Annotated in this window: 17 protein-coding genes, 1 pseudogene and 1 riboswitch; of the genes and pseudogenes, 4 read left to right on the top strand and 14 right to left on the bottom strand. The window is 40.0% G+C overall.

Annotation, left to right across the window (positions count from 1 at the left end):
- Window positions 1-399: 399 nt before the first annotated feature.
- Complete coding sequence (locus A4245_RS03905) at window positions 400-3,804, bottom strand: phosphodiester glycosidase family protein (RefSeq protein ID WP_067725868.1); 3,405 nt, start codon at window positions 3,802-3,804, stop codon at window positions 400-402.
- A 471-nt stretch (window positions 3,805-4,275) separates the two neighbouring features.
- Here A4245_RS03905 and A4245_RS03900 point away from each other — a divergent pair, with 471 nt between their 5' ends.
- Entirely contained in the window at window positions 4,276-4,569 is a 294-nt protein-coding gene (locus A4245_RS03900) for a hypothetical protein (RefSeq protein WP_067725866.1), read from the top strand.
- Between the two features lie 144 nt (window positions 4,570-4,713).
- Here A4245_RS03900 and A4245_RS03895 read toward each other — a convergent pair whose 3' ends face one another.
- The 7 genes from A4245_RS03895 to A4245_RS03865 form a co-directional block, all read right to left on the bottom strand.
- The gene (locus tag A4245_RS03895) at window positions 4,714-5,715 is read right to left on the bottom strand and encodes a nucleoside hydrolase (protein WP_067725864.1); all 1,002 of its coding nucleotides are present in this window, start codon (window positions 5,713-5,715) and stop codon (window positions 4,714-4,716) included.
- Window positions 5,716-5,785: 70 nt separating this feature from the next.
- The gene (gene rbsK, locus A4245_RS03890) at window positions 5,786-6,667 is read right to left on the bottom strand and encodes a ribokinase (protein WP_084268656.1); all 882 of its coding nucleotides are present in this window, start codon (window positions 6,665-6,667) and stop codon (window positions 5,786-5,788) included.
- A 55-nt stretch (window positions 6,668-6,722) separates the two neighbouring features.
- Window positions 6,723-7,661, bottom strand: a complete 939-nt coding sequence (locus A4245_RS03885; protein ID WP_067725862.1) for a nucleoside hydrolase — start codon at window positions 7,659-7,661, stop codon at window positions 6,723-6,725.
- Between the two features lie 34 nt (window positions 7,662-7,695).
- Window positions 7,696-8,922: a NupC/NupG family nucleoside CNT transporter gene (locus tag A4245_RS03880; protein ID WP_067725860.1), complete on the bottom strand. Its 1,227-nt coding sequence runs from the start codon at window positions 8,920-8,922 to the stop codon at window positions 7,696-7,698.
- Window positions 8,923-9,178: 256 nt separating this feature from the next.
- Window positions 9,179-10,096 (bottom strand): pseudouridine-5'-phosphate glycosidase, encoded by a 918-nt coding sequence (locus A4245_RS03875; RefSeq protein WP_067725858.1) that lies wholly within the window; start codon window positions 10,094-10,096, stop codon window positions 9,179-9,181.
- Entirely contained in the window at window positions 10,080-11,180 is a 1,101-nt protein-coding gene (locus A4245_RS03870; RefSeq protein WP_234402341.1) for a carbohydrate kinase family protein, read from the bottom strand. Before A4245_RS03870 ends, A4245_RS03875 begins: the two co-directional genes overlap by 17 nt.
- 215 nt (window positions 11,181-11,395) lie before the next feature.
- A complete protein-coding gene (locus A4245_RS03865) occupies window positions 11,396-12,301 on the bottom strand; it encodes an EamA family transporter (protein WP_067725857.1) in 906 nt (301 codons plus the stop codon).
- A 346-nt stretch (window positions 12,302-12,647) separates the two neighbouring features.
- Here A4245_RS03865 and A4245_RS03860 point away from each other — a divergent pair, with 346 nt between their 5' ends.
- Window positions 12,648-13,739, top strand: a complete 1,092-nt coding sequence (locus A4245_RS03860; protein WP_067725855.1) for a PfkB family carbohydrate kinase — start codon at window positions 12,648-12,650, stop codon at window positions 13,737-13,739.
- A gap of 533 nt (window positions 13,740-14,272) precedes the next feature.
- Here A4245_RS03860 and A4245_RS03850 read toward each other — a convergent pair.
- Both A4245_RS03850 and A4245_RS20020 read right to left on the bottom strand, forming a co-directional pair.
- Complete coding sequence (locus A4245_RS03850; RefSeq protein ID WP_267886895.1) at window positions 14,273-14,920, bottom strand: MBL fold metallo-hydrolase; 648 nt, start codon at window positions 14,918-14,920, stop codon at window positions 14,273-14,275.
- A gap of 12 nt (window positions 14,921-14,932) precedes the next feature.
- The gene (locus tag A4245_RS20020) at window positions 14,933-15,094 is read right to left on the bottom strand and encodes an MBL fold metallo-hydrolase (protein ID WP_157087651.1); all 162 of its coding nucleotides are present in this window, start codon (window positions 15,092-15,094) and stop codon (window positions 14,933-14,935) included.
- 216 nt (window positions 15,095-15,310) lie between these two features.
- On the opposite strand from A4245_RS20020, the gene A4245_RS03845 reads away from it, so the two are divergent.
- Window positions 15,311-15,505, top strand: coding sequence for a hypothetical protein (locus A4245_RS03845; protein ID WP_067725849.1), 195 nt, complete (start codon window positions 15,311-15,313; stop codon window positions 15,503-15,505).
- A 57-nt stretch (window positions 15,506-15,562) separates the two neighbouring features.
- Here A4245_RS03845 and A4245_RS03840 read toward each other — a convergent pair whose 3' ends face one another.
- From A4245_RS03840 to A4245_RS03825, 4 genes are all read right to left on the bottom strand, one after another.
- A complete protein-coding gene (locus tag A4245_RS03840; protein ID WP_067725846.1) occupies window positions 15,563-16,132 on the bottom strand; it encodes a Uma2 family endonuclease in 570 nt (189 codons plus the stop codon).
- A gap of 583 nt (window positions 16,133-16,715) precedes the next feature.
- Entirely contained in the window at window positions 16,716-17,486 is a 771-nt protein-coding gene (locus A4245_RS03835) for an SDR family NAD(P)-dependent oxidoreductase (protein WP_067725844.1), read from the bottom strand.
- Window positions 17,487-18,366: 880 nt separating this feature from the next.
- Complete coding sequence (locus A4245_RS03830; RefSeq protein ID WP_067725842.1) at window positions 18,367-18,633, bottom strand: hypothetical protein; 267 nt, start codon at window positions 18,631-18,633, stop codon at window positions 18,367-18,369.
- Between the two features lie 51 nt (window positions 18,634-18,684).
- Window positions 18,685-19,164, bottom strand: a complete 480-nt coding sequence (locus tag A4245_RS03825) for a hypothetical protein (RefSeq protein ID WP_067725840.1) — start codon at window positions 19,162-19,164, stop codon at window positions 18,685-18,687.
- Between the two features lie 166 nt (window positions 19,165-19,330).
- Here A4245_RS03825 and A4245_RS03820 point away from each other — a divergent pair.
- Window positions 19,331-19,525, top strand: a pseudogene (locus A4245_RS03820) (Lin0512 family protein); the annotation flags it as partial.
- Between the two features lie 51 nt (window positions 19,526-19,576).
- Window positions 19,577-19,667, top strand: a riboswitch (TPP riboswitch).
- Window positions 19,668-19,716 lie beyond the last annotated feature (49 nt).

The raw sequence follows: 19,716 nt of genomic DNA, 5'->3' as shown, positions 1-19,716 counted from the left end.
ATTATGTCGAGTGAGAGTGGAGGCTTGGCTAAGCCGAGTGTGCGCGTGGATGCTCTCCCAAGTTGAGGTGGGCCTTTCCCGGCTGGGTGGAGTGCTCTCCCGTTTGGAGGCGGAACTATCCCGACTGTGCAGAGCGCTCTCCCATCTCGTAGCTCCCCTCTCCCGGGTGGGACTTGACACTGGACGAAGAAACCTGCCTCTAGTCCTCACATAACACGGAGCGTTTGGATTCGATGTTGGAATGCCCAAAGTCAATGCACGGGTGTTTACCCCTGTTTACGAGCACTCGGCAATAATCTTAATCCTACGTAACTTTATATATAACGTAAAAATTAAAAAACACCAAAAAGATGCAATTCACCAAAGTGAAATTGCATCTTTTCTTTTAAAAATAGATTCCTATTGAATTGTTATCTGCTGCTCATCGCTTACGTTGTTTGATGTAACTTTTAATGTAATTTCCTCTGCTTTCAATGGTTTAAGCTTTCCATCTGCTGGGTTGAAGATAGCTGCATAGCTGCCAGATTTTTCGGCTTGTTCGGCTGTATCTCCAGAGCCGACATAAACATTATCGCTTCCCTCCCAAGTTACAGATGCTGGATAGCGTAAAGGGAAATCCAGATTTCCAGCCTGATGACCTGTTGCATCAATTGAAATGGTTTCACCGATTGTAACAGTTTCAGGTGCATGCAGTGTGACTGATTCCAGCAGTGGGAGAACTTCTGCTTGGATCCATTCTGAGCCTTTTACGTTGCTTTGCTCTGCTGCTCTGTCTGGACCGATTGCCTTGTTCGGTACAGCAGTAGGATCAATTCCAAATAATGTCCATGCATAGAAGCCTCCATTATCTTTTGCGCCATAAGGTGCCTTCCCGGCAGGTCCTGTAACCATGTATGGAACACCCTCAACTCGTTCCAGATGTACAGTGTGGGCATGACCACTCAAATATATTGCCCCTTTTCCATTCGATTCTTCACGGAATTCAGTCAGCCATTTTTCCAATAGCTCAGCCTCTTTTCGATCTGACAGCTGACTATTGTCTGTTGGCAACGGGTCACGAGTTGGATGGTGTCCGATAACCGTCACATTTTTAATGGCAGGATCCGATGCGGCATCATCCAGAGATTCCTTCAATTCAATCATTTGGTCAAAATCGCTCGTTCTTAAGCTTCCAGTTGACGTGTCCAGTAAAATAAATCTGGTGCCATTATGGTCAAAGCTATAACGGTTTTCCTCAAATACGTCCAAAAAGTTATCCAAATTCCCTGAACCTGCAATTTCATGGTTACCAGGAATATAATAGACTGGAATCTCATCTCCTACTTCTTCTTCCAAGATCTGTTTGGCAAACTCGAAATCCTCTTCCCATGCTGTATCAACAAAATCCCCGTTAATCACCAGGAATTCAGGATCTTCGGCTACAATCTGGCGAAGGGATTCCCTTGCCATTTCTACTTGATTACTGTTAGGAGAAGCTGCTACAAATTGGCTATCGGTAAGTACTGCAAATTTCCAGCGGTCATTGCCTATCGAATCATTTTGGATAATCAATGGATCAGCAGATGCCGGTGCTTCTTCATTTATCATTTCAACAGATGGCGGAACTTCAACAGTTATATCATCAAAGATCAGCTGTCCTGTATATTGCTTATTACTGTTTGTTTCCACTGGGTATATACGCCATAATTTCGCTGGATAGCTTATACCCTCCGGAAGGGATGTTTCTACGTATTTCCATCCAGTCCAATCCACCTGATTCGCTAATGTTAATGTATAGTTTGTGCCGGTTGCGTCGGAAATGACGGTACGAAGCCAAGCACCATTGCCATCACCATGTACCCATAAACCGATTTTCTGAACATCACCAGGGAGTTCGAGACGAGGGGATGTCTGTAAATAGGCTGCCCGTGTTGCAGTAGTTGTCGAAAAGTCATAGTTTACCTGGATGCCATTCCCCTCTCTGCCTTCTACTACTTCCATGGATGCACCGACACTCGATGGATATTTAGTTACACCCCATCCTGTTGTGTCTTCAAAATCAGCTATATTGACGGATGTAAGTCCGACCGTGACAGGAATACTTACTTCCTTATCCAGTACAGTTACTGAAATGGTAGTGGATGCCCCATCTTCCACTGGTACCACGGTAAAGCTCCCGTCATGTTTTTCCTCGATTGCAACAACCGAATCATCATACTCCAACTCAATATCGAGTGCTTCAATTGGAGCTGAATAACCCTTCGAATCATAGCCAGTAACTGAAAAACTGCTGTTCCTGCCCATTTCAAGTCCCAGATAGGAATTTGAAGAAGCTATCCGCTCCAATTCTCCGAGTACAGTAATCTCCTTTGTTCCCTTTGCAGATTTAATTTGTGCTTCCGCTACAGCAGTGCCTGTTTTTTTCGCGTAAAAAACGCCATCTTCATCAAAAGATCCGACATCTGCCGGCAATGCCTGCCAGGATATTTCTCCAACTTCTACTGGAGAATAGTTTTCGTCGTAACCAATCCCAGTAAAACTTCTGCTCAATCCTGGGAAAATACGATCACTGTTTTCCGTATCCGAGACTGTCTCAACTGAAAAATCTGTGAGCTCGCCGCTGCCAGCCTCGGCATAAATGCCAATTCCATTTGGTACACTGCGTTCAACACCATCAGATGGTTCATTTATCACCTCGGCATTTTCATAACCTGGTTTTCGTGCGACCATTGTCGATGATCCACCACCATCGATATTCAAGGCAGTATATGCACCGTATTCCTTCATCAATTCCCCTAGCTCTTTATAGGTCATTCCGCGACTATCGGATTGACGACCGTCAACAAGCCCGAGAATCATCGTATTCCCATCTTCAGAAAACCCAACAGCCGTACGTGGTGCTGTTGTGCTGTCATCAATTGTTGCAGGAACTTGTCCATTTTCAACCAGCTTGACATTTCCACCTACTGCAAAATTCATTAATGTATCTTCATCCATTTTTGGCGCGTATTCCACGCTTACTTCATCACCTATCGACAGTTCTTTTAAATTAGCAGCCCCTTGTTCACGTCCAACCAATACAAAGGTGTTCTCTGGGATCTCTCCACTTCCAGGTTCCTCAGACACACCCACTACTTCTCCTTCTTGTACGGTTACTTCATATAGAGAAGATCCGCTGGCCGGTCTTTGGGCCTGACCCCATACAGATGTATAAAGTCCAATTCCGCTGGATGGAATGGAAGATTGATTCAATGCGGAGAGCGTATACTCTCCAGCCGGAAGCTTAATGGTACCCTCAAGGAAAATATTTGCAATTTGCCCTTTCCCTTGCTCATCCACTCCTGCAGTCAACGTATGGGAGCCTTGTGGACTCTTCAACAGGTCCCCATCTTTAATCATCGTCCCTGAAGGTGCCTTCGTATTATTAATGTCAAAGAAATCACCATTCACAGCCCCAACTGCTCCAGAAGCTTGTGCCATCTCGGAAACTCTCATTGCTTTTGTGATTACACCGGGAAACAGCAAGTCCGTTGAAACATTTTCATTGGATAGGTCGATTGTCATAATTTCACCATTCAGCCATCCACGTATATCAAATCTTTCAAAGCTTGTTAATTCTATACCAGGACCGATTGTAATGGTATCTTCTTCCGATAAAAGCGTTCTTCCATCGGGGCCAACTGTTATCTCCGGTTCTGTCCTGTCCGAGGACGCGGAACGGGAATCGGCTATTGGATTCGGTTCATTGTCTGCATATACCGGCATAATTGCTAACAAAGAAAAAATAAAAATCAGAACCATGGTCATCCACCATTTACGATTCATTCATAATTCCCTCCCTATTTGTTTTAATAGATTGCAGCACTATGTACACTAGTCCCCCCTTCATCCGTTCTTTATAATCAATAGTAGCAAAACTATATTAAATAGGTTTAAGAATTTTATGAATTTTTATAGTAAAATAGGATGATGAATATTAATATATTTTCTTCAATCACCGGGTAGGACATCTGCATTTTTTACTGGCAGCAACTAATTTCTACACATAAACTGCCGCGTCCAGCAACAGCGCCAATTAGAATGATATCCACGCAAAAAAACAACATCTGCATTAGATTCACCTTCCAGTTTGGATACTATTTCATTTTTGTCAGGGGACCACTTAAAAAATAGAAGCACAGAATTGATTCTTTTGTCTCATGCTCCCGAAATAAAAGGAGCAGAACCGTTTCTGGATTGTTTAAGATTTATTTACATAATTAAAAACCACACACTGCCACAGCCGGAGCTTATGGAATGATATCTGTAAGGGATGCAATGGATAATACAGAAAGAATGCTTGCGGGCAGAGCATGGCAAAGGATACATTTATATGGAGCGACGCAAAAAATGGGGATGCACCCACTAAATCAACCGAATGAAATGAGTGACCGCGAAAAGTATTTAGGAGCGAAAGAAAAGTTTGGACTGGAACTGAAAAATTTTACTGATGACCCCTCATGGCAAGGATTGTTTTTATTTCGAGTAGGATACGCTTTGAATAACACCCTTCCAAGCCCAAGGCGTTCAGTAGATCAAGTGACTATTTAACAGCTAGAAAAAAGAGAGTTGGCTAGAGGTGCAAGTAAGATTCTTTTGCTTCCATTAGAGACAAAGAGGGACCAGTACCAAGTCCGAAATCCACCTATGTCAGACCATGTACTTGTCCCTCTCTCCGCTTTCTGAGCGTGCAGATTATAAAATATATTTGATATACATTGGATACGCTTTTGGGAAGCACAGTTTAATAAAGGCTTTTCTAAAAGCTGTATTGTCAATTCCCATATACACATTTGCATTTTTGGGACTCGCATCCTCGTACATCCCATTAGGAGATAATTGGACCACTGTCTGCCCTCTGCATATTCCTTCACATTCAACACTTAAATTGACTCTATTAAAGATATCATCTTCATTGCTTAAACTCGGGTCAATTGCAAGCATTACCGCAACTAAATCATGAACGACAACCCCGGAGATCCGAAGAGAATCCCAATAGATTTTCGTATAATGATTTGACATTTCACTTAATAGCGCACCCAATTCCCCACACTCTGTTTGCAAAAAGAACAAATCATCTAAAGTAAAGCGAGTTTGTTGTGTAACATCCAACCCTACCATATTGATGTCAATATCTTCACCTAACGCGTAGGTCTCTTTAACAGCTTCAGGGTCTGCCCAATAGTTAAATTCGGCTACGGGTGTACGGTTTCCATATCGGACACCTCCACCCATAGACCAGATTTTCTTAACCTTTTTCATCGTTTCTCTATCTTTTCGGATCGCTAATGCAATATTAGTTAGTGGACCTAAAGTAATAATTTCGACTTCTCCAGGGTTCTCTTTTACTGTTTCCAATATGAAATCTACAGCATGGGTTTCAGACCGTTTCGAAAAATCAGGAGTGAGTGTAACACTTCCAAGCCCACCTTCTCCATGAACCGTAGTTTTTAAATCATAGGTCTCAAAGTTATCCAACTGATTTAATGAAGCTTGTGCTCCAGGATAAACGAAACAATCTGCATTCATTAAATTAACAACTCCTAAAGCATTAACGACACAGTTATCCAAACCTACATTTCCAGCAACCACTGTGATTCCTAGTACATCAAAACCCTCATAGGTTAAAGCTGCAGTCATTGCATATGTATCATCAATGCCAGGATCTGTGTCAATGATAATCTTCCTTTTTTCCATGCTGTCACTTCCTTCATGTAAAATTAAACAAGTTGTTGCCATGCAAAAGGGATACCTTATACAAAGTGAATTATTCTGTTAAAAGAGAATCCACCTCTGACCTTGTTGGCATTCCACCCTGCGCACCAAATTTTTGAATGGACAGAGCTGCCGCCGCATTTGCAAAATCAATCGCTGCGGATAGACTCTTACGTTCAGAAAGTGCCACACAAAATGCTCCATTGAACGTATCTCCTGCACCAGTTGTATCTACTGGAGTAACCGAATATCCAGGAGCGATTAACGGTTCATCATTCTCATAATAAGAAACGCCATTTTCCCCTTTTGTAACAATCAATCTGTTATTAAGGGCCGAATCTTTCTCACCACCATTGAATAATTGTTCTGCCTCTGTTTCGTTTGGCGTGATATATGTTGCTTTAAGCCAATAATCATAAGGAAGTTCTTTTGCTGGTGCAGGATTTACCACTATCGGTACATTATTTTCATAACAGAGATCAAGGCAATATAATATCGTTTCAACAGGAATTTCAAATTGTATCAATACGAGATCACTTTGAATAATCTCTTTTTTGAATTGCTTGATGAACTGTGGGGTAACTTCATCATTCGCACCTGGAACGATAATGATTCGGTTATCACGGTCAGACAGTAAAATATTCGCAATACCTGTGTTAGCATTCGCCACAGTTTTTACCATGCCAGCAGAGACATTTTCATCTTTTAGTACTTGAAGCATATCCGTCCCATTTTTATCTTGGCCTACTCTGCCGATCATGTTTACGTTCGCTCCTAGGCGCGCTGCTGCTACTGCCTGGTTTGCACCCTTGCCACCAGGCTTTATATGAAATTTCCTACCTACCAATGTTTCACCTTGATTGGGCAAAACATCGGTGGTAGTTACCATATCTACGTTAATACTCCCGATAACTGTAATCGTAGGATTATTCAACAAGACCTCCTCCTAACATATTTTTCTTACATCTATTTTGTTGTCCGTCCTTCAATCAAGAATACGATTTCAATCCTCTTGTCATCAAGTCCCAAAACTTATCTGAATCCAATTGATATGCAAAATGAACATTCGGTTCCTTGCCAGTTGTCTCAAGGGTATCTACAACCGTCATTCCATACGTAAATTCACCTTTTGTTTCAATATCCACACGTACATGATTCATTTGAAAAATAGAAGGATCGATTAAATAAGCAACGGTACATGCATCATGGATTGGTGGTCCCGCAAACCCAAAAACTTCTTTATATGTTTCTGAGAAGAATTTCAAGAGTTCAATAACGAAGTCTGCAATAGGGTTATCTATTTCAGACAGCTCTTTTACGATATCATCGGTTGCAATGGCCTGGTGAGTCACATCCAATCCGAACATAGAAATTGGCACTCCACTTTCAAAAACAACTTTTGCTGCCTCTGCGTCAACATAAATATTAAACTCTGCCGCAGGGGTCCAATTACCAAATGTGCCTCCACCCATTAAAACAATTTCTTTTATTTTTGGAATTATTTTCGGCTCTTTGATCATCGCTAATGCAATATTTGTAAGCGGCCCTGTAGGAACTAACGTAATATCATTATCGGAGCTTAGTATTTTTTCGATAATGACGTCGACACCATGTTTGTCTATTGCCTTTTTGGTTGGATTTTCAGGTAAAACAGGACCATCCAACCCAGTTTCACCATGAATTTCCTCAGCAATTTCTCTTTCTTTTACTAAAGGTCTTTCGGCACCTTGTGCAACAGGAACATTTTCTAAACCAATAATGTCACAGACCTTTAAAGCGTTCAGAGTGTTCTTTTCAACTTCTACATTTCCTGCAACGGTTGTTATCGCCTCAATTTTCAAATTGCTGATTTTAGATGCTGCAAGTATAATTGCGATCGCATCATCATGTCCCGGATCACAGTCCAATATAACTTTTCTTTTCACTATAAAATCCTCCTTGTAGTATAATTATCGCTGTTTATTAAATGAACATACCTGCAATAGCAGCGTTTAATAAGGAAGCAAGCGTACCAGCAAGCATTGCTCTCATCCCTAATTTGGAAACATCTTTTCTTCTTTCTGGAGCAAGTGAACCTAATGCACCAATTTGAATTGCGATCGATCCAAAGTTAGCAAAACCAGCTAAAGCAAAACTTAAAATTATACCGGTTTTTGCAGACATTGTCTCAATTACCTCACCTAATCCAGCAAATGCTACAAATTCATTGATTACTATTTTCTGACCAATAAATTGTGCTGCACGTACAGATTCTTCCCAAGGAACCCCTATAAGAAAAGCAATTGGCGATAGAATGATTCCTAAAATTCGTTCCATTGTCAGATTTTCAATTCCGACAAAATTACCTACTATACCAAACAGACCATTGATTAAAGCAATCAAAGAAACAAATGCTAAAAGTGTACCAGCAATCTCCAATGCCATCTTCAAACCTGTAGATGCCCCACTTGCTGCAGCATCAATTACGTTAGCTGCCTTCTCATTTTCATCAATTTCAATTTTAATATCCTCTTGGTTATCACCGATTCCTTCTCTAATTTCCTTTGGAAGAGGAAGGACTATTTTTGCTATTAAAAGACTTGATGGTGCAGCCATAAAACTTGCCGCCAATAAATATTCAAGCGGTATGCCTAACAGTGAATATCCGACAAGAACAGAACCTGAAACAGACCCCATACCTCCTACCATGATGGCAAAAAGTTCTGACTTATGCATTTTATTGATAAATGGTTTTACTACCAATGGTGCTTCCGTGTGACCAACAAAGATGTTGGCTGCAGCAGATAAGGATTCTGTTTTAGTTGTTCGCAATAGTTTGGATAGTGCTCCACCTATAATGTTAATAACCCATTGCATTATCCCTAAATAATAAAGGATTGAAATTAAAGATGAAAAGAAAATGATGATAGTCAATACTTCAAAAGCAAAAACAAAGCCATCGTCAACTGAAGATCCAAATATAAAGGATATCCCTTCATTTGCAAATTCAATAGTACCTTGTACCGCTTCCGTGACCCAACCCAACACAGCTCGTCCGGTTGAAGATTTTAAAGTAAGAAACGCGAAAACCAGTTGAATTGCTAACGCCCCAAAAATGGTTCGCATATATATTTGTTTGCGGTCAACACTCATAAGATAAGCCAGTCCTAAAACAGTTACAATACCTATAATCCCCCATAAAATATTCATATATTTTACACCCTCTCTGTTTATGCAATCGATTACACAAGTTTCAATTCTATTACTCTATCGTTAAACCATTTATTAATCTTGCTTGCCTCTTGACGACCTACGAATAGTATCAATACGGGTCCCACCAGCTTATAATTGAGACAATCCCTTTCTTTTAAAACCAATAAAATAACGCTTTCAATTTGTGTTAAAAAGCAACCCCTATAATTTCACTTTCTTCCATTGTGTATAGAGGTTGCTTTTTCTTTGATCATTATTTCTTTTTGTTATTAAAACTTACCGCAATCAAGCTGCCGATCTTAGCGTTGTGTTTTACCAATTCGATATTCACATCAAGACTTTTGCCTTCTGTCAGTTCTTTAACTTTTCCAAGTAAAAATGGGGTTGCATCTTTACCGACAATATTATTCTCTTCTGCTTCTTTGATTGCCTGATTGATGATTCCGTTAATATAATCCTCATCCATCGCATACTCTTCAGGAATCGGGTTTGCAATCACAAGCCCACCATCAAGCTCAAGATCCCACTTCGCCTTCATTGTATCGGCAATGACATCGACAGAATCAGTAGAGAAATTCAATTTGAATTCACTATTTCTTGTATAGAATGCTGGAAGAACTTCCGTTTCATATCCGACAACAGGAACTCCTTTTGTTTCAAGGTATTCCATTGTAAGTCCAAGATCCAGGATTGATTTGGCACCCGCACAGATAACAGCTACATTTGTTTGTGATAATTCCTCTAAGTCTGCTGAGATATCCATTGTTGTTTCCGCACCACGGTGAACTCCGCCTATGCCGCCTGTTACGAACGTTTCAATCCCTGCCATTTCAGCACAGATCATTGTTGTTGCAACAGTTGTAGCCCCTAATTGCTTTGTTGCGATGATTTGGGGCAGGTCGCGTCTGGACACTTTGGCAATACCAGAGCTGTTACCGAACATTTCCAATTCATCATCTGTCAAACCGATTTTAATTTTCCCATCGATAATTGCGATTGTTGCAGGTACCGCTCCATTATCACGGACAATTTGTTCCACTTCACGAGCCATTTTTACATTTTGCGGGTAAGGCATTCCATGAGAAATGATTGTTGATTCCAATGCGACAATTGCTTTCCCTGCTTCTTTTGCTTCCTGTACTTCTTTTGCCAGTTCAAGATATTTTTTCATTTAAAATTTCCTCCATGTCGATTTTTATTTGTTTTGCGGATAATTCTTGTCTGACGGTATGTTTTGAGGTTATCGTTTTATGCGAATTCACCAATCCTGAATGAATGATATAATCAATATCCTTCTTCTGTATCCAAGAATGGATGACAGCGGCACAAAATGAATCGCCAGCACCTGTCACATCAACTACTACGGGTGTATCTACGGCTGGATAATGACGGAAGTTCCCATTTTCATTCCCGAGAATGACACCTTCCGCTCCATTTGTGACGATGACATTCTTGACACCTAATTCCAGCCAGCTTTTTACAGCTCGTTTCCAATCTTCCATATTCTTGATTGTTACATCTAAAAAAGCTTCGGTTTCATCTTTATTGACAATAAGCCAGCTTACCGACTCTAATGAACTCGGAAGTCTGTCCATTTTTGGGGAGGAGACTGGGATCACAACGAATGGAATGTTGTATTCCATTGTAAAGTGACTAAGAAAATCAACGGTTTCTCTAGGGCAATTCAAATCTATGATTATGCACTTTGCTTGTTTTAGAATATCGCTGTTTCCCTTTAACAGCTCAGGTGTTATTTCATCAAAAATATCCATATCAGCCAAGGCAATTTTCATATCCCCATGTTGATCCAATACCGCTGTATAAGAACCAGTTGCTGCATGCTCCAATTGCGCAACATGTTCTAAATTCATAAACGGTGATGAAACAAGATCAATTTCTTTCCACTCTATATCATCCCCGCCTACCGAGATCAACGTAACGTCTTCGCCAAGTCTGCCTAAGTTTTCTGCTATATTTCTCGCAACTCCCCCAATCGTTTTCGATGAGGTTACTGGATTGGATGTTCCAGTACTGATCTCTTGCTTTACATAAAGTTTCCGATCAATGTTAGCTCCACCGATACAGATAACCGGCAGCTTTTGGTTGGTATTTGCTGTAGAACTCTTCTTCGTTGCTTTAACATTTGATGAATTTGAGGTTTCCATATCCGTTATGCTTTCTGTTTTCGACTCGGAGGATAGACTCCCCACGATTAAATCACTATTATAGCTAGTGTCATAAGTTATTTTTCTCACCTACTTTCACGGCTTGTAAACAAAGGTTTAATTATTAAACTTTTGTTTTAGTATACGCTTTCACTTAAAAAGTGTCAACCCCAGAAAATAGAAGCAGCACTTTTTATTTTTGATATGCTTTCTCTTACAATGCTTTTGCAATCAGCACGGAATATCGTTCAGATTTGTTTAGAAAACTATAGCAATAGTTTGCTTTCATTCTCGCCCTTTTATTCTTACGTAAATTTTCTATCTTTCTTGATTAATGTGTCATTATATTGTCTCGCAGGTAGTCCTATACCAATGAGAATGATGATTATACCTGCTACTTGCAGGAATGTTACCGATTCCCCAAGCATTAGAACGGAAGCTGTCACGGCAATTGGCAGTTCAAAGGCACTGAGGATTGAGGACTTGCCAGACCCTACTCTCGGGATGGCAATCGAAAATAAGAAAACAGGAACAATCATCCCAAACAGCCCTAATGCCAATCCATAAATCCATAGCCCCTCACCAAATAACGTTCCATTCCAAATAATTTGCGGTGACTGCAAAATTGCCGTTGTGATAGAAGCAAAAAGGGCAACAATCAGCAGCCGATTTGAAGTTTTCATCCCTTTAATTTCTTTGCCATTCATGTAAATAAAGAAGGAGAAACTGACCGCTGCAGCGAATCCCCATAACCAGCCTTGAATCGGAGTTTGACTTAAATCAACATCGATTAGGCCTGCTGCCGGGATCGTTCCCGCGAATAACACGATTAATGAAATAAATTCAATTCTGCTTGGCAGCTGCCGCTTGGCGACAGAGGAGATCAGCATGCCAATCCAGGTAAATTGAAATAATAGTACGACAGCTAATGAAGCAGGCAAATAAACAAGTGAGCGACCATATAAAATATTCGTTAACGCCGTTAGAAAACCAGCAAGAACTAAAATTTTCATTCCCTTAAAACTTATTTTTCCACGATTTGTAAAAATAAAAATAATGAATGCCAGTAAAAAGCCTATCAGAAACATACTTGTGACCGCTTCTGATGCAGTGAAACCATCTTGCATCGCCAGTTTAATAATCGTTGACACAATACCATAACTACTGGCCGCTATAATAACTAACAGTGAATAAAACCAGGATGTTTTCATTACTTATTTCCTCCGTATATATTAATTTTCCAAGAGGCAGCCTAAATCCCCACGGAATAAATTTTATTGATTTTAGGGAGCAAACCATATCCCGCAAGGTTTCAAATCCTTTGGAATAATTTATACTAAGCCAGCAGACAAAGGTTAGCGTTTATTTGCACCAAAAAATAAATAGCTTTTACTATAAAGCTAGATTGGACTTTTTGTCAATTATTAATTACGATAGAGACAAAATAACTCGTCGGATTTATTTAAGCACTAAGGATGCATTAGATAGGTGGCAAACTGGATCAATCACTAGATTACTAAATCAAATGATGTTGGAATTAGAAATGGGGTCGTTTCCATGAATAAAGAAAATCAGATTTTACACCATATAAAAATAAACCCCTTCATTACCCAGCAGGAGTTGGCGGCAAAGGTCGGTCTATCTCGACCAGCAGTAGCCAATTATATTGCTAACCTAACTAGGCTTGGGGAAATTAAGGGTCGTGCATATGTTCTGAAAGAGGAGTCCTCGATTGTATGTATTGGGGGCGCAAATACGGACCGGAAAGCCAGTTCCTATCAGAAAGTGCAGTTGCATTCGTCAAATCCAGTCAAAATAACGGAGACTTGTGGTGGAGTTGCCCGGAACTTTGCCGAAAATCTAAGCCGGCTTGGCCATAATACCACCCTCATGACTTGTGTCGGAAATGATCGGGAAGGAGAATGGCTTTTAGGGGAAACAAAAAAGCAGGGGGTTGATGTCAGCCAGGTTTGGATTTTGGAAACAAAACGGACAGGTACATATACCGCTTTGCTGGATGTCAATGGAGAAATGGTCGTTTCCATGGCAGATATGAATATATACGATAATATCACTATTGAAATGATTGAAGAAAAGTGGTCCTACATTGTCGCATCCCAAGCTATCTTTTTGGATACAAATATCCCTGAGGATTGTATCCATTTTATAATCCAACGGTGTAAGGATGAAAATATTCCATTGTACATTAACCCAGTATCATCCACAAAAGCTAAAAGACTTCCCACTGATCTCGACGGGGTCGAATTGCTGATTCTCAATCAGGAAGAAGCACAGATGATGATTGGTTCTACGATTAATTCGGCGGATGAGTTTAAAATGGCCTGTGAAAAACTGCAGAAGCAAGGTGTTAACAAAGTAATTATAATGATGCCTAATCACGGTGTCTACTATGCTTCACAAGAAGAATCCGGTCATTTTCCACCATTACAAACCGATATTGTTGATGAAACAGGTGCAGATGACGCATTTGCATCATGTGCCATATACGGAATCATGAATGGAGACTCCTTATCACGCGCATGCCAATTGGGACTTGCTGGATACTCCCTCACACAGCAAACAGAACGTTCGGTGTCCACAGAACTAAGACCTGAGAAGATTTATACTTTGGTGGAGGAGCGGTTGTAGTGGGGGCTTCAGTTTGAGTAGGGGAGAGAGCTTTTCTGGGTAGGACGTGGTTCTCCCGAGTGAGGACTTGGTTCTCCCGAGTGAGGACTTGGTTCTCCCGAGTGAGGACTTGGCTCTCCCGGGGGTGGGCTCCGCTTTCCCGACACGGGCGGACGCTCTCCCGGGTGTAGACTCGTCTCTCCCGATTGAGATGGGCGCTCTCCCGTATGGTGGCTCCGCTTTCCCGACTGAAACGAGGCCTCTCCCGGGTAGTGGCTCTTCTCTCCCGACTCGGATGGACGCTCTCCCGGGTGTGGGCTTCTCTCTCCCGCTTGAGATAAACAAATGTCAGCTATCACCCCACCACAACTTTTCTGTATTATATAACTGGTAAGTTGAATTTTGACTTTTGCAGGAATTGAATAAAAATACTTGAAGCAAGGAATTCACTATATTACTAAAGGTCTATCTCCATCATGGAAATGAACCTTCAGTAATGACACAATTAACATGGTTAATAAAGAGAAATAATTAACAACAGACAATGATGCTGTTTAAATTGTTATCGCTTGCAAATCTTTACCCAGAATTAATTCACCATCATATGCTTCCCTGACTTCCTCTTTAATCTCATCAACATTAATGTTCGGTAAGAAGTGGGTTAGCACTAATCTTTTGGCGTTTGCATGAAAAGCAGTTTCTCCAGCCTGAGTTGGGGTACTGTGCTCTTTTTTCAGATTTTCACCTATCTCATCAGAATTCTCAGTTTCAAGCTTTTCAGTTGTCAGTGAGCAGTCATGAATCAATAAATCAGCATTTCGAGCGAGTTCAACCAGTTTATTTGTTGGAGATGTATCACCCGAAAATACGATAATTTTATCATCAATTTCAAAGCGATAGGCATAAGTAGGTAAATTGTGTATCATGGATGCAGAGGTTATATTGGCTGGAATGCCCTCGGCTGGTACATTGCCGGGCTCTTCCATTTCAATGACATTCACATCAAGAATACCTTCCTTTGGGAAACCTAGCGAAGTACGGTATTCAATATCTTCTTTGTACATTTCCAAAACCGTTTCATGAAATTTTTTTACACCCGGAGGCCCAATCACCGTCAGTTTTTCTCTTCCAAGATGCCATCCACCAATTAAAAATTGGAAGTAACCCATGGAGTGATCGGAATGCAGATGAGTGAAGAGCAGGTGGTTTACGTTCTACGGTTTAACATTAATTCTTTGCAATTGCGACGTTGTCTCCTGGCCGCAATCAATCAATACGGGTATCTCATCCATCTCCAATAACTGTGCAGATGCTGCTCTTTCCAAGGTGGGTATAGGAGAGCCAGTCCCAAGCATCGTTAACTTAATTTCCTTCATAAATAAAACCTCCTTCCTTTGAAATTTACCCAATTCAAGCATGAAATACTCACAGATGTGCAGTATTTTATATCCTAGATGACTAACTATGTGGAATTACTTGGTGTAACTTATTATTTAAATATTTTGTGGTTAAATATCGAATTTTTAAGCTTAATGCTTAGGAGGTTTCAAACCGAAGTCATTCTAGGCGCACGATGAGGAGTAATTCAACTGGTGGAGAGAAAAACATTAAACCCAAGAATGCGGGGGCGTATTGGTGGAGTCATCGTTCCTAACTATATTTTTGCCACTTATGATAACACACCGGCGGGAAGTCACAGGCACTCAGTAAATATGAAAAATATTTTCTCAAAAATAGAAGCTACGAAAATAAATGGGATTAACTCCATCGATTCTTGCAGCTTCTAGATATTTTTATATAAAACTTACGGTAGTGGGAAACTGAATCATTGACCTCTGTTTCCCTCAAAACACCTCTCCAACCTCTATCTTTAGTTCTTTAAAAATGAACGATTCCACCGTATCTTCTGTTGAGAAGAAAAGCGGTTTTCCATATAATTCATTCTTATCTAAATGATAAACTTCAACCAGTTCATTCAGTGGATCTACTATCCAATATTCCTTTACATGTGCCCTCTCATACAAATTACGCTTCTTCATTTTATCCATCTTTGCGCTCGACGGAGAAAGGATTTCGATGATTAAGTCAGGAGAACCAGCACAGCCCTTCTCGTCTAATTTATTTTCATCACAAATCACAGAAATATCTGGCTGTACAACATGAAAGACTTCATCATCACTTTTTCCTGCTGAGAATAGCCGAACATCAAATGGAGCTGCAAAGACTTGGCAGTTCTGTGATATAAAAAAATTCATTAGCTGATAAGATAAGTTCATAGATACTTGTTGATGTTTCGTTGAGGGTCCAGGGGACATGTTATGTGGAATTCCATTAATAATTTCTATTGGCTCATCACCAGACCAACTTAAATAATCCGTATAGGAAAGTTTCTTATCATATCTTGGAATGCTCATGAATTTATCCACCTCTTATTCTTCTTTAGTAAGGTAACCTAAATCAGATTGGACTTACATTCGCCTTGTATTGGTCTGGTATAAATGGGTTGGTATCTTCACTTGAAGACCTGCCTATTTGAATTAAAAAATATCTTCATCAAATCCAAATTGTAATGCCTTTCATTATAATTATAATGATTCAATCATGTTAAAACAAGGCAAACTGCCACTAAAAAGAGTCCAGAATAAAAGGCTCCAATTTCACACATATCGGTGGCATTGCAACTATATGCCCCAAGAAGAGGAGTAACCTGTTACGCAAAAAAAGTAACTGCCTAATATGGGACGGGCGGTTACTTTTTTTGGTTTCAATAATGAAATTATCGCTAAAATCGTTGCGAGGAAATGGCAATTTTCATTCTTTTTATACAGTTGCTTGGTTATAGTAGTGGTATCTACTAATAAACAGTATTATCTTTATTAAAAAGAACTCTTTTTCCGTTAACCATTTGGTGAATATTAATGGTGAAGCATGCTTGTGGTCGCCTAACACCATGATTCTGTCTCACAAGCAACTTTTATCCCAGCAACAATCTATAAACTACTTAGCCCCAAGTCCTCCGTCAATACGGTATTGTGAGCCAGTGATGAATGCACTCTCATCTGATGCAAGGAAGAGAACCAGGTTAGCCATATCCTCTGACTCCCCATAACGTCCAAGCGGGATGATTTGAGTAAATGCTTCTTTTGCCTCCGCACCTTTTCCAGGACTTGTTCCTTCTTCAATGGATCGCATCATTCTCGTGTTTACAGGTGATGGATGAATAGAATTAACTCGTACGTTTGCGTCTGCGATTTCGAGTGCTGCCGTTTTAGTCATTCCCGTCACCGCATGTTTGGAAGCACCGTATGCAATTTGGTTTGGAGTACCCATCAATCCGGCACCAGATGAAGTGTTAATTACACTGCCATATCCTTGTTCTCTCATGACTGGCAATACATGTTTCAATCCTAAAAATACTCCTCGGACATTTACATTGATTACTTTATCAAAATCTTCCACATCTAAATCCGTTAATAGCCCTATTTTTCCTTCAATGCCCGCATTATTAAAGAAAACATCGATTTCTCCAAATTGGTCAACTGTCTCTTTAACGTATCTCTTTACATCATCCTCTTTGGAGACATCTGCCTCAACCGTTAATACATCACCGAATGATTTAAGTTCATTCTGCGCTTCTTCCAACGGCTCTTTGAATAAATCAACTAAAACAACCTTGGCCCCTTCTTTCAGAAATCTTTCTGCCGTTACCTTCCCGATACCTCCAGCACCACCAGTTATTACTGCTACTTTATTTTCTAATCTTCCCATTAAAAATCCTCCTTCTTGGATAACGTTTACATTTCTATTGTAATGGTTAGAAATTAATAGAACAAACTTCTCGCTTCTTTCGTTGAAATCCCTTACATTACTTGGAAATCTATTTCCTAACTTACATCTCTATCCTAGCATGAACTTTTGAAAAAACGGTAAACACAAACAGTTACTATGAAGCTTAAGCAACAGTTATAATAGAATTGTTTAGTATTATTATTTAAGAGGATGACGAATATGGATAGAAGGATTAGGAAAACGGAAATGTTTTGAAAGATGGATATATATTGATAGACTAATATCCCGAATCTTTTTATACTCCAGAGAATATATGATGAAGCAATTGACTATACTTTCGAATACAAAGGTGGTTAATTTGCGGAAGGTTTAAGGATGAGAATTGGAAAAATGAAAAAATCTATTTCATTAAAGTTCTCATTAGAAATGCAATTCATCAATAATAAATAAAATATTGGAACACATAATAAATAAAGGTATACTTAAAAAAGAAAGTTCGTATAATAAAAATGACCGAGTGCCTCAACACCCGGTCAGCGCAACTACATGCCGCCAGATATGCGGCTGGCCAATTTTGTGAGCATAAAAAGCAACCGCCCGTCAACTGGTATGTGTGGAGGGCGGTTACTTTTTATTTTTATTGGTGACAGTTAACGCAATGATTGCTACAATCACCGTTAGTGACGTTGCTAATAATATACCAAAACTAATTAATATTTCTATTATTGTAACGCATGTCACCATTCTTTCTCAGGGAAATGGCCAACCGCCATCCTACCTATGTAATTGCTGACCCCATCATACCATTATTCATATGGAATACGATGTTTTTTAAATATTATTTGCAAATCTTCTGCAACTACAAAACCACTGCCTCTTGCTCAATCGTCTTGCCATACTTTAACATTTCTTCGATAAGTTCCCACTGAATCGCATATTCTTTAAACATCAGTAATTTCTCAAGCTGCTTCATATCCGAGTCTCTCATTGGCTTGCCCTTTTCAACATGCTCAAATGTGTCTCTCCTATCCAAAAGAAAGTTAGGGTAAGGTTCTGGTCCAGTTTTAATAAAGTACGGCGACGTTTCTTTCGCTTCATGTAAAAATCGTGCATCAAAAATAGGCATCAGGATAATAACTATCCCAATGCCTTAAGAGTTGAACTAAACCATAACCCTCTACTTTACCGTGTAATCCACGAGCATTAACTGACCTGTATCAGTCTCGTAATATTCAATGTCCATCGGTGTTCCTGGTTCTAACGAAGGCCAATCATCCTCCATAAATTCCATAATCTGTAGTGCGATTGTTCCTTCTGCCGTTTCGACTTCAATTGTATGAGGATCTGCTTGCCCGCTATAAGTTGCTTCTTGTTTTACGGTTTCTGCATCAGCATCATCATTCTCTGATCCGGTACCTTCCTCACCAGCATCTTCTTCTGTAGATTCCGTCTCTTCAACTTGATCATCAGCCGATGAGGAATCCTCTGTTTCTGCATCCTCATTATCTTCATTTTCCTCTTGTTCTGCCGGCTCCTCTGTTACATCCACTTCGTTTTCTTCTGTTTCCGTACCTTCCTCGTCAGTACCACCGCACGCAGTTAAAACTGCTACAAGCAGGGCGCTCATCAATAAGAAAAATAATTTTTTTGTATTCATTTTTTCACCTCTTAGAAAATTAGTCGCATTATTCACTTAAATAGTTACAGAATGTTTTCTGAACTTATAGTTACTAATATAACAGAAAAGTACTTATATAGAAAAAGAAACGAGGGAAGTCTCCTCCGCACTACTGTATCTGTAATTTTTCTGCTCACCCACCCTCGTAAAACTAGGCGTCCCGCGGGATTTGGAAGAATTAGATCTGCACAGAATAAAGAAGTTGATTCCCTATGGTACGGTGCCAGTCGAAGTCATGAACGGCGGCATGGCAACGTTAAGCGAAATTTTTCTTGAAGAACAGCAGGATAGAAACGATTTGATGTATATCGTGAAAGCTGTCGTGGAGGTGGGCTATTAAAGATCAGAATAATTTCGGTAACTATGATAAGATAGAATAGAAAACAAAATACGTTTCTGCTAGAGGTGCCTATTATGGCTGAGATACACTCTTTGAACCTGATCTGGTTAATACCAGCGGAGGGAAGTGGAAGAACGCTGTTTCTGTTCATCGAGCTGATGACATAGAGAATGACAGTAATGTGAAAGAAT

This window comes from Oceanobacillus damuensis (assembly GCF_001618145.1).
Taxonomy (GTDB): domain Bacteria; phylum Bacillota; class Bacilli; order Bacillales; family Amphibacillaceae; genus Oceanobacillus; species Oceanobacillus damuensis.
The sequence above is the reverse complement of the archived record's forward strand: the minus strand, read 5'-3'. Positions and strand labels throughout refer to the sequence as shown.

What these genes read in the sequence shown, in the direction of transcription:
- A4245_RS03905 (WP_067725868.1), bottom strand. Translation starts at nt 3,804, where the DNA reads ATGAATCGTAAATGGTGGATGACCATGGTTCTGATTTTTATTTTTTCT.
- A4245_RS03900 (WP_067725866.1), top strand. Translation starts at nt 4,276, where the DNA reads ATGATATCTGTAAGGGATGCAATGGATAATACAGAAAGAATGCTTGCG.
- A4245_RS03895 (WP_067725864.1), bottom strand. Translation starts at nt 5,715, where the DNA reads ATGGAAAAAAGGAAGATTATCATTGACACAGATCCTGGCATTGATGAT.
- A4245_RS03880 (WP_067725860.1), bottom strand. Translation starts at nt 8,922, where the DNA reads ATGAATATTTTATGGGGGATTATAGGTATTGTAACTGTTTTAGGACTG.
- A4245_RS03875 (WP_067725858.1), bottom strand. Translation starts at nt 10,096, where the DNA reads ATGAAAAAATATCTTGAACTGGCAAAAGAAGTACAGGAAGCAAAAGAA.
- A4245_RS03865 (WP_067725857.1), bottom strand. Translation starts at nt 12,301, where the DNA reads ATGAAAACATCCTGGTTTTATTCACTGTTAGTTATTATAGCGGCCAGT.
- A4245_RS03860 (WP_067725855.1), top strand. Translation starts at nt 12,648, where the DNA reads ATGAATAAAGAAAATCAGATTTTACACCATATAAAAATAAACCCCTTC.
- A4245_RS20020 (WP_157087651.1), bottom strand. Translation starts at nt 15,094, where the DNA reads ATGAAGGAAATTAAGTTAACGATGCTTGGGACTGGCTCTCCTATACCC.
- A4245_RS03840 (WP_067725846.1), bottom strand. Translation starts at nt 16,132, where the DNA reads ATGAGCATTCCAAGATATGATAAGAAACTTTCCTATACGGATTATTTA.
- A4245_RS03835 (WP_067725844.1), bottom strand. Translation starts at nt 17,486, where the DNA reads ATGGGAAGATTAGAAAATAAAGTAGCAGTAATAACTGGTGGTGCTGGA.
- A4245_RS03830 (WP_067725842.1), bottom strand. Translation starts at nt 18,633, where the DNA reads ATGCCTATTTTTGATGCACGATTTTTACATGAAGCGAAAGAAACGTCG.
- A4245_RS03825 (WP_067725840.1), bottom strand. Translation starts at nt 19,164, where the DNA reads ATGAATACAAAAAAATTATTTTTCTTATTGATGAGCGCCCTGCTTGTA.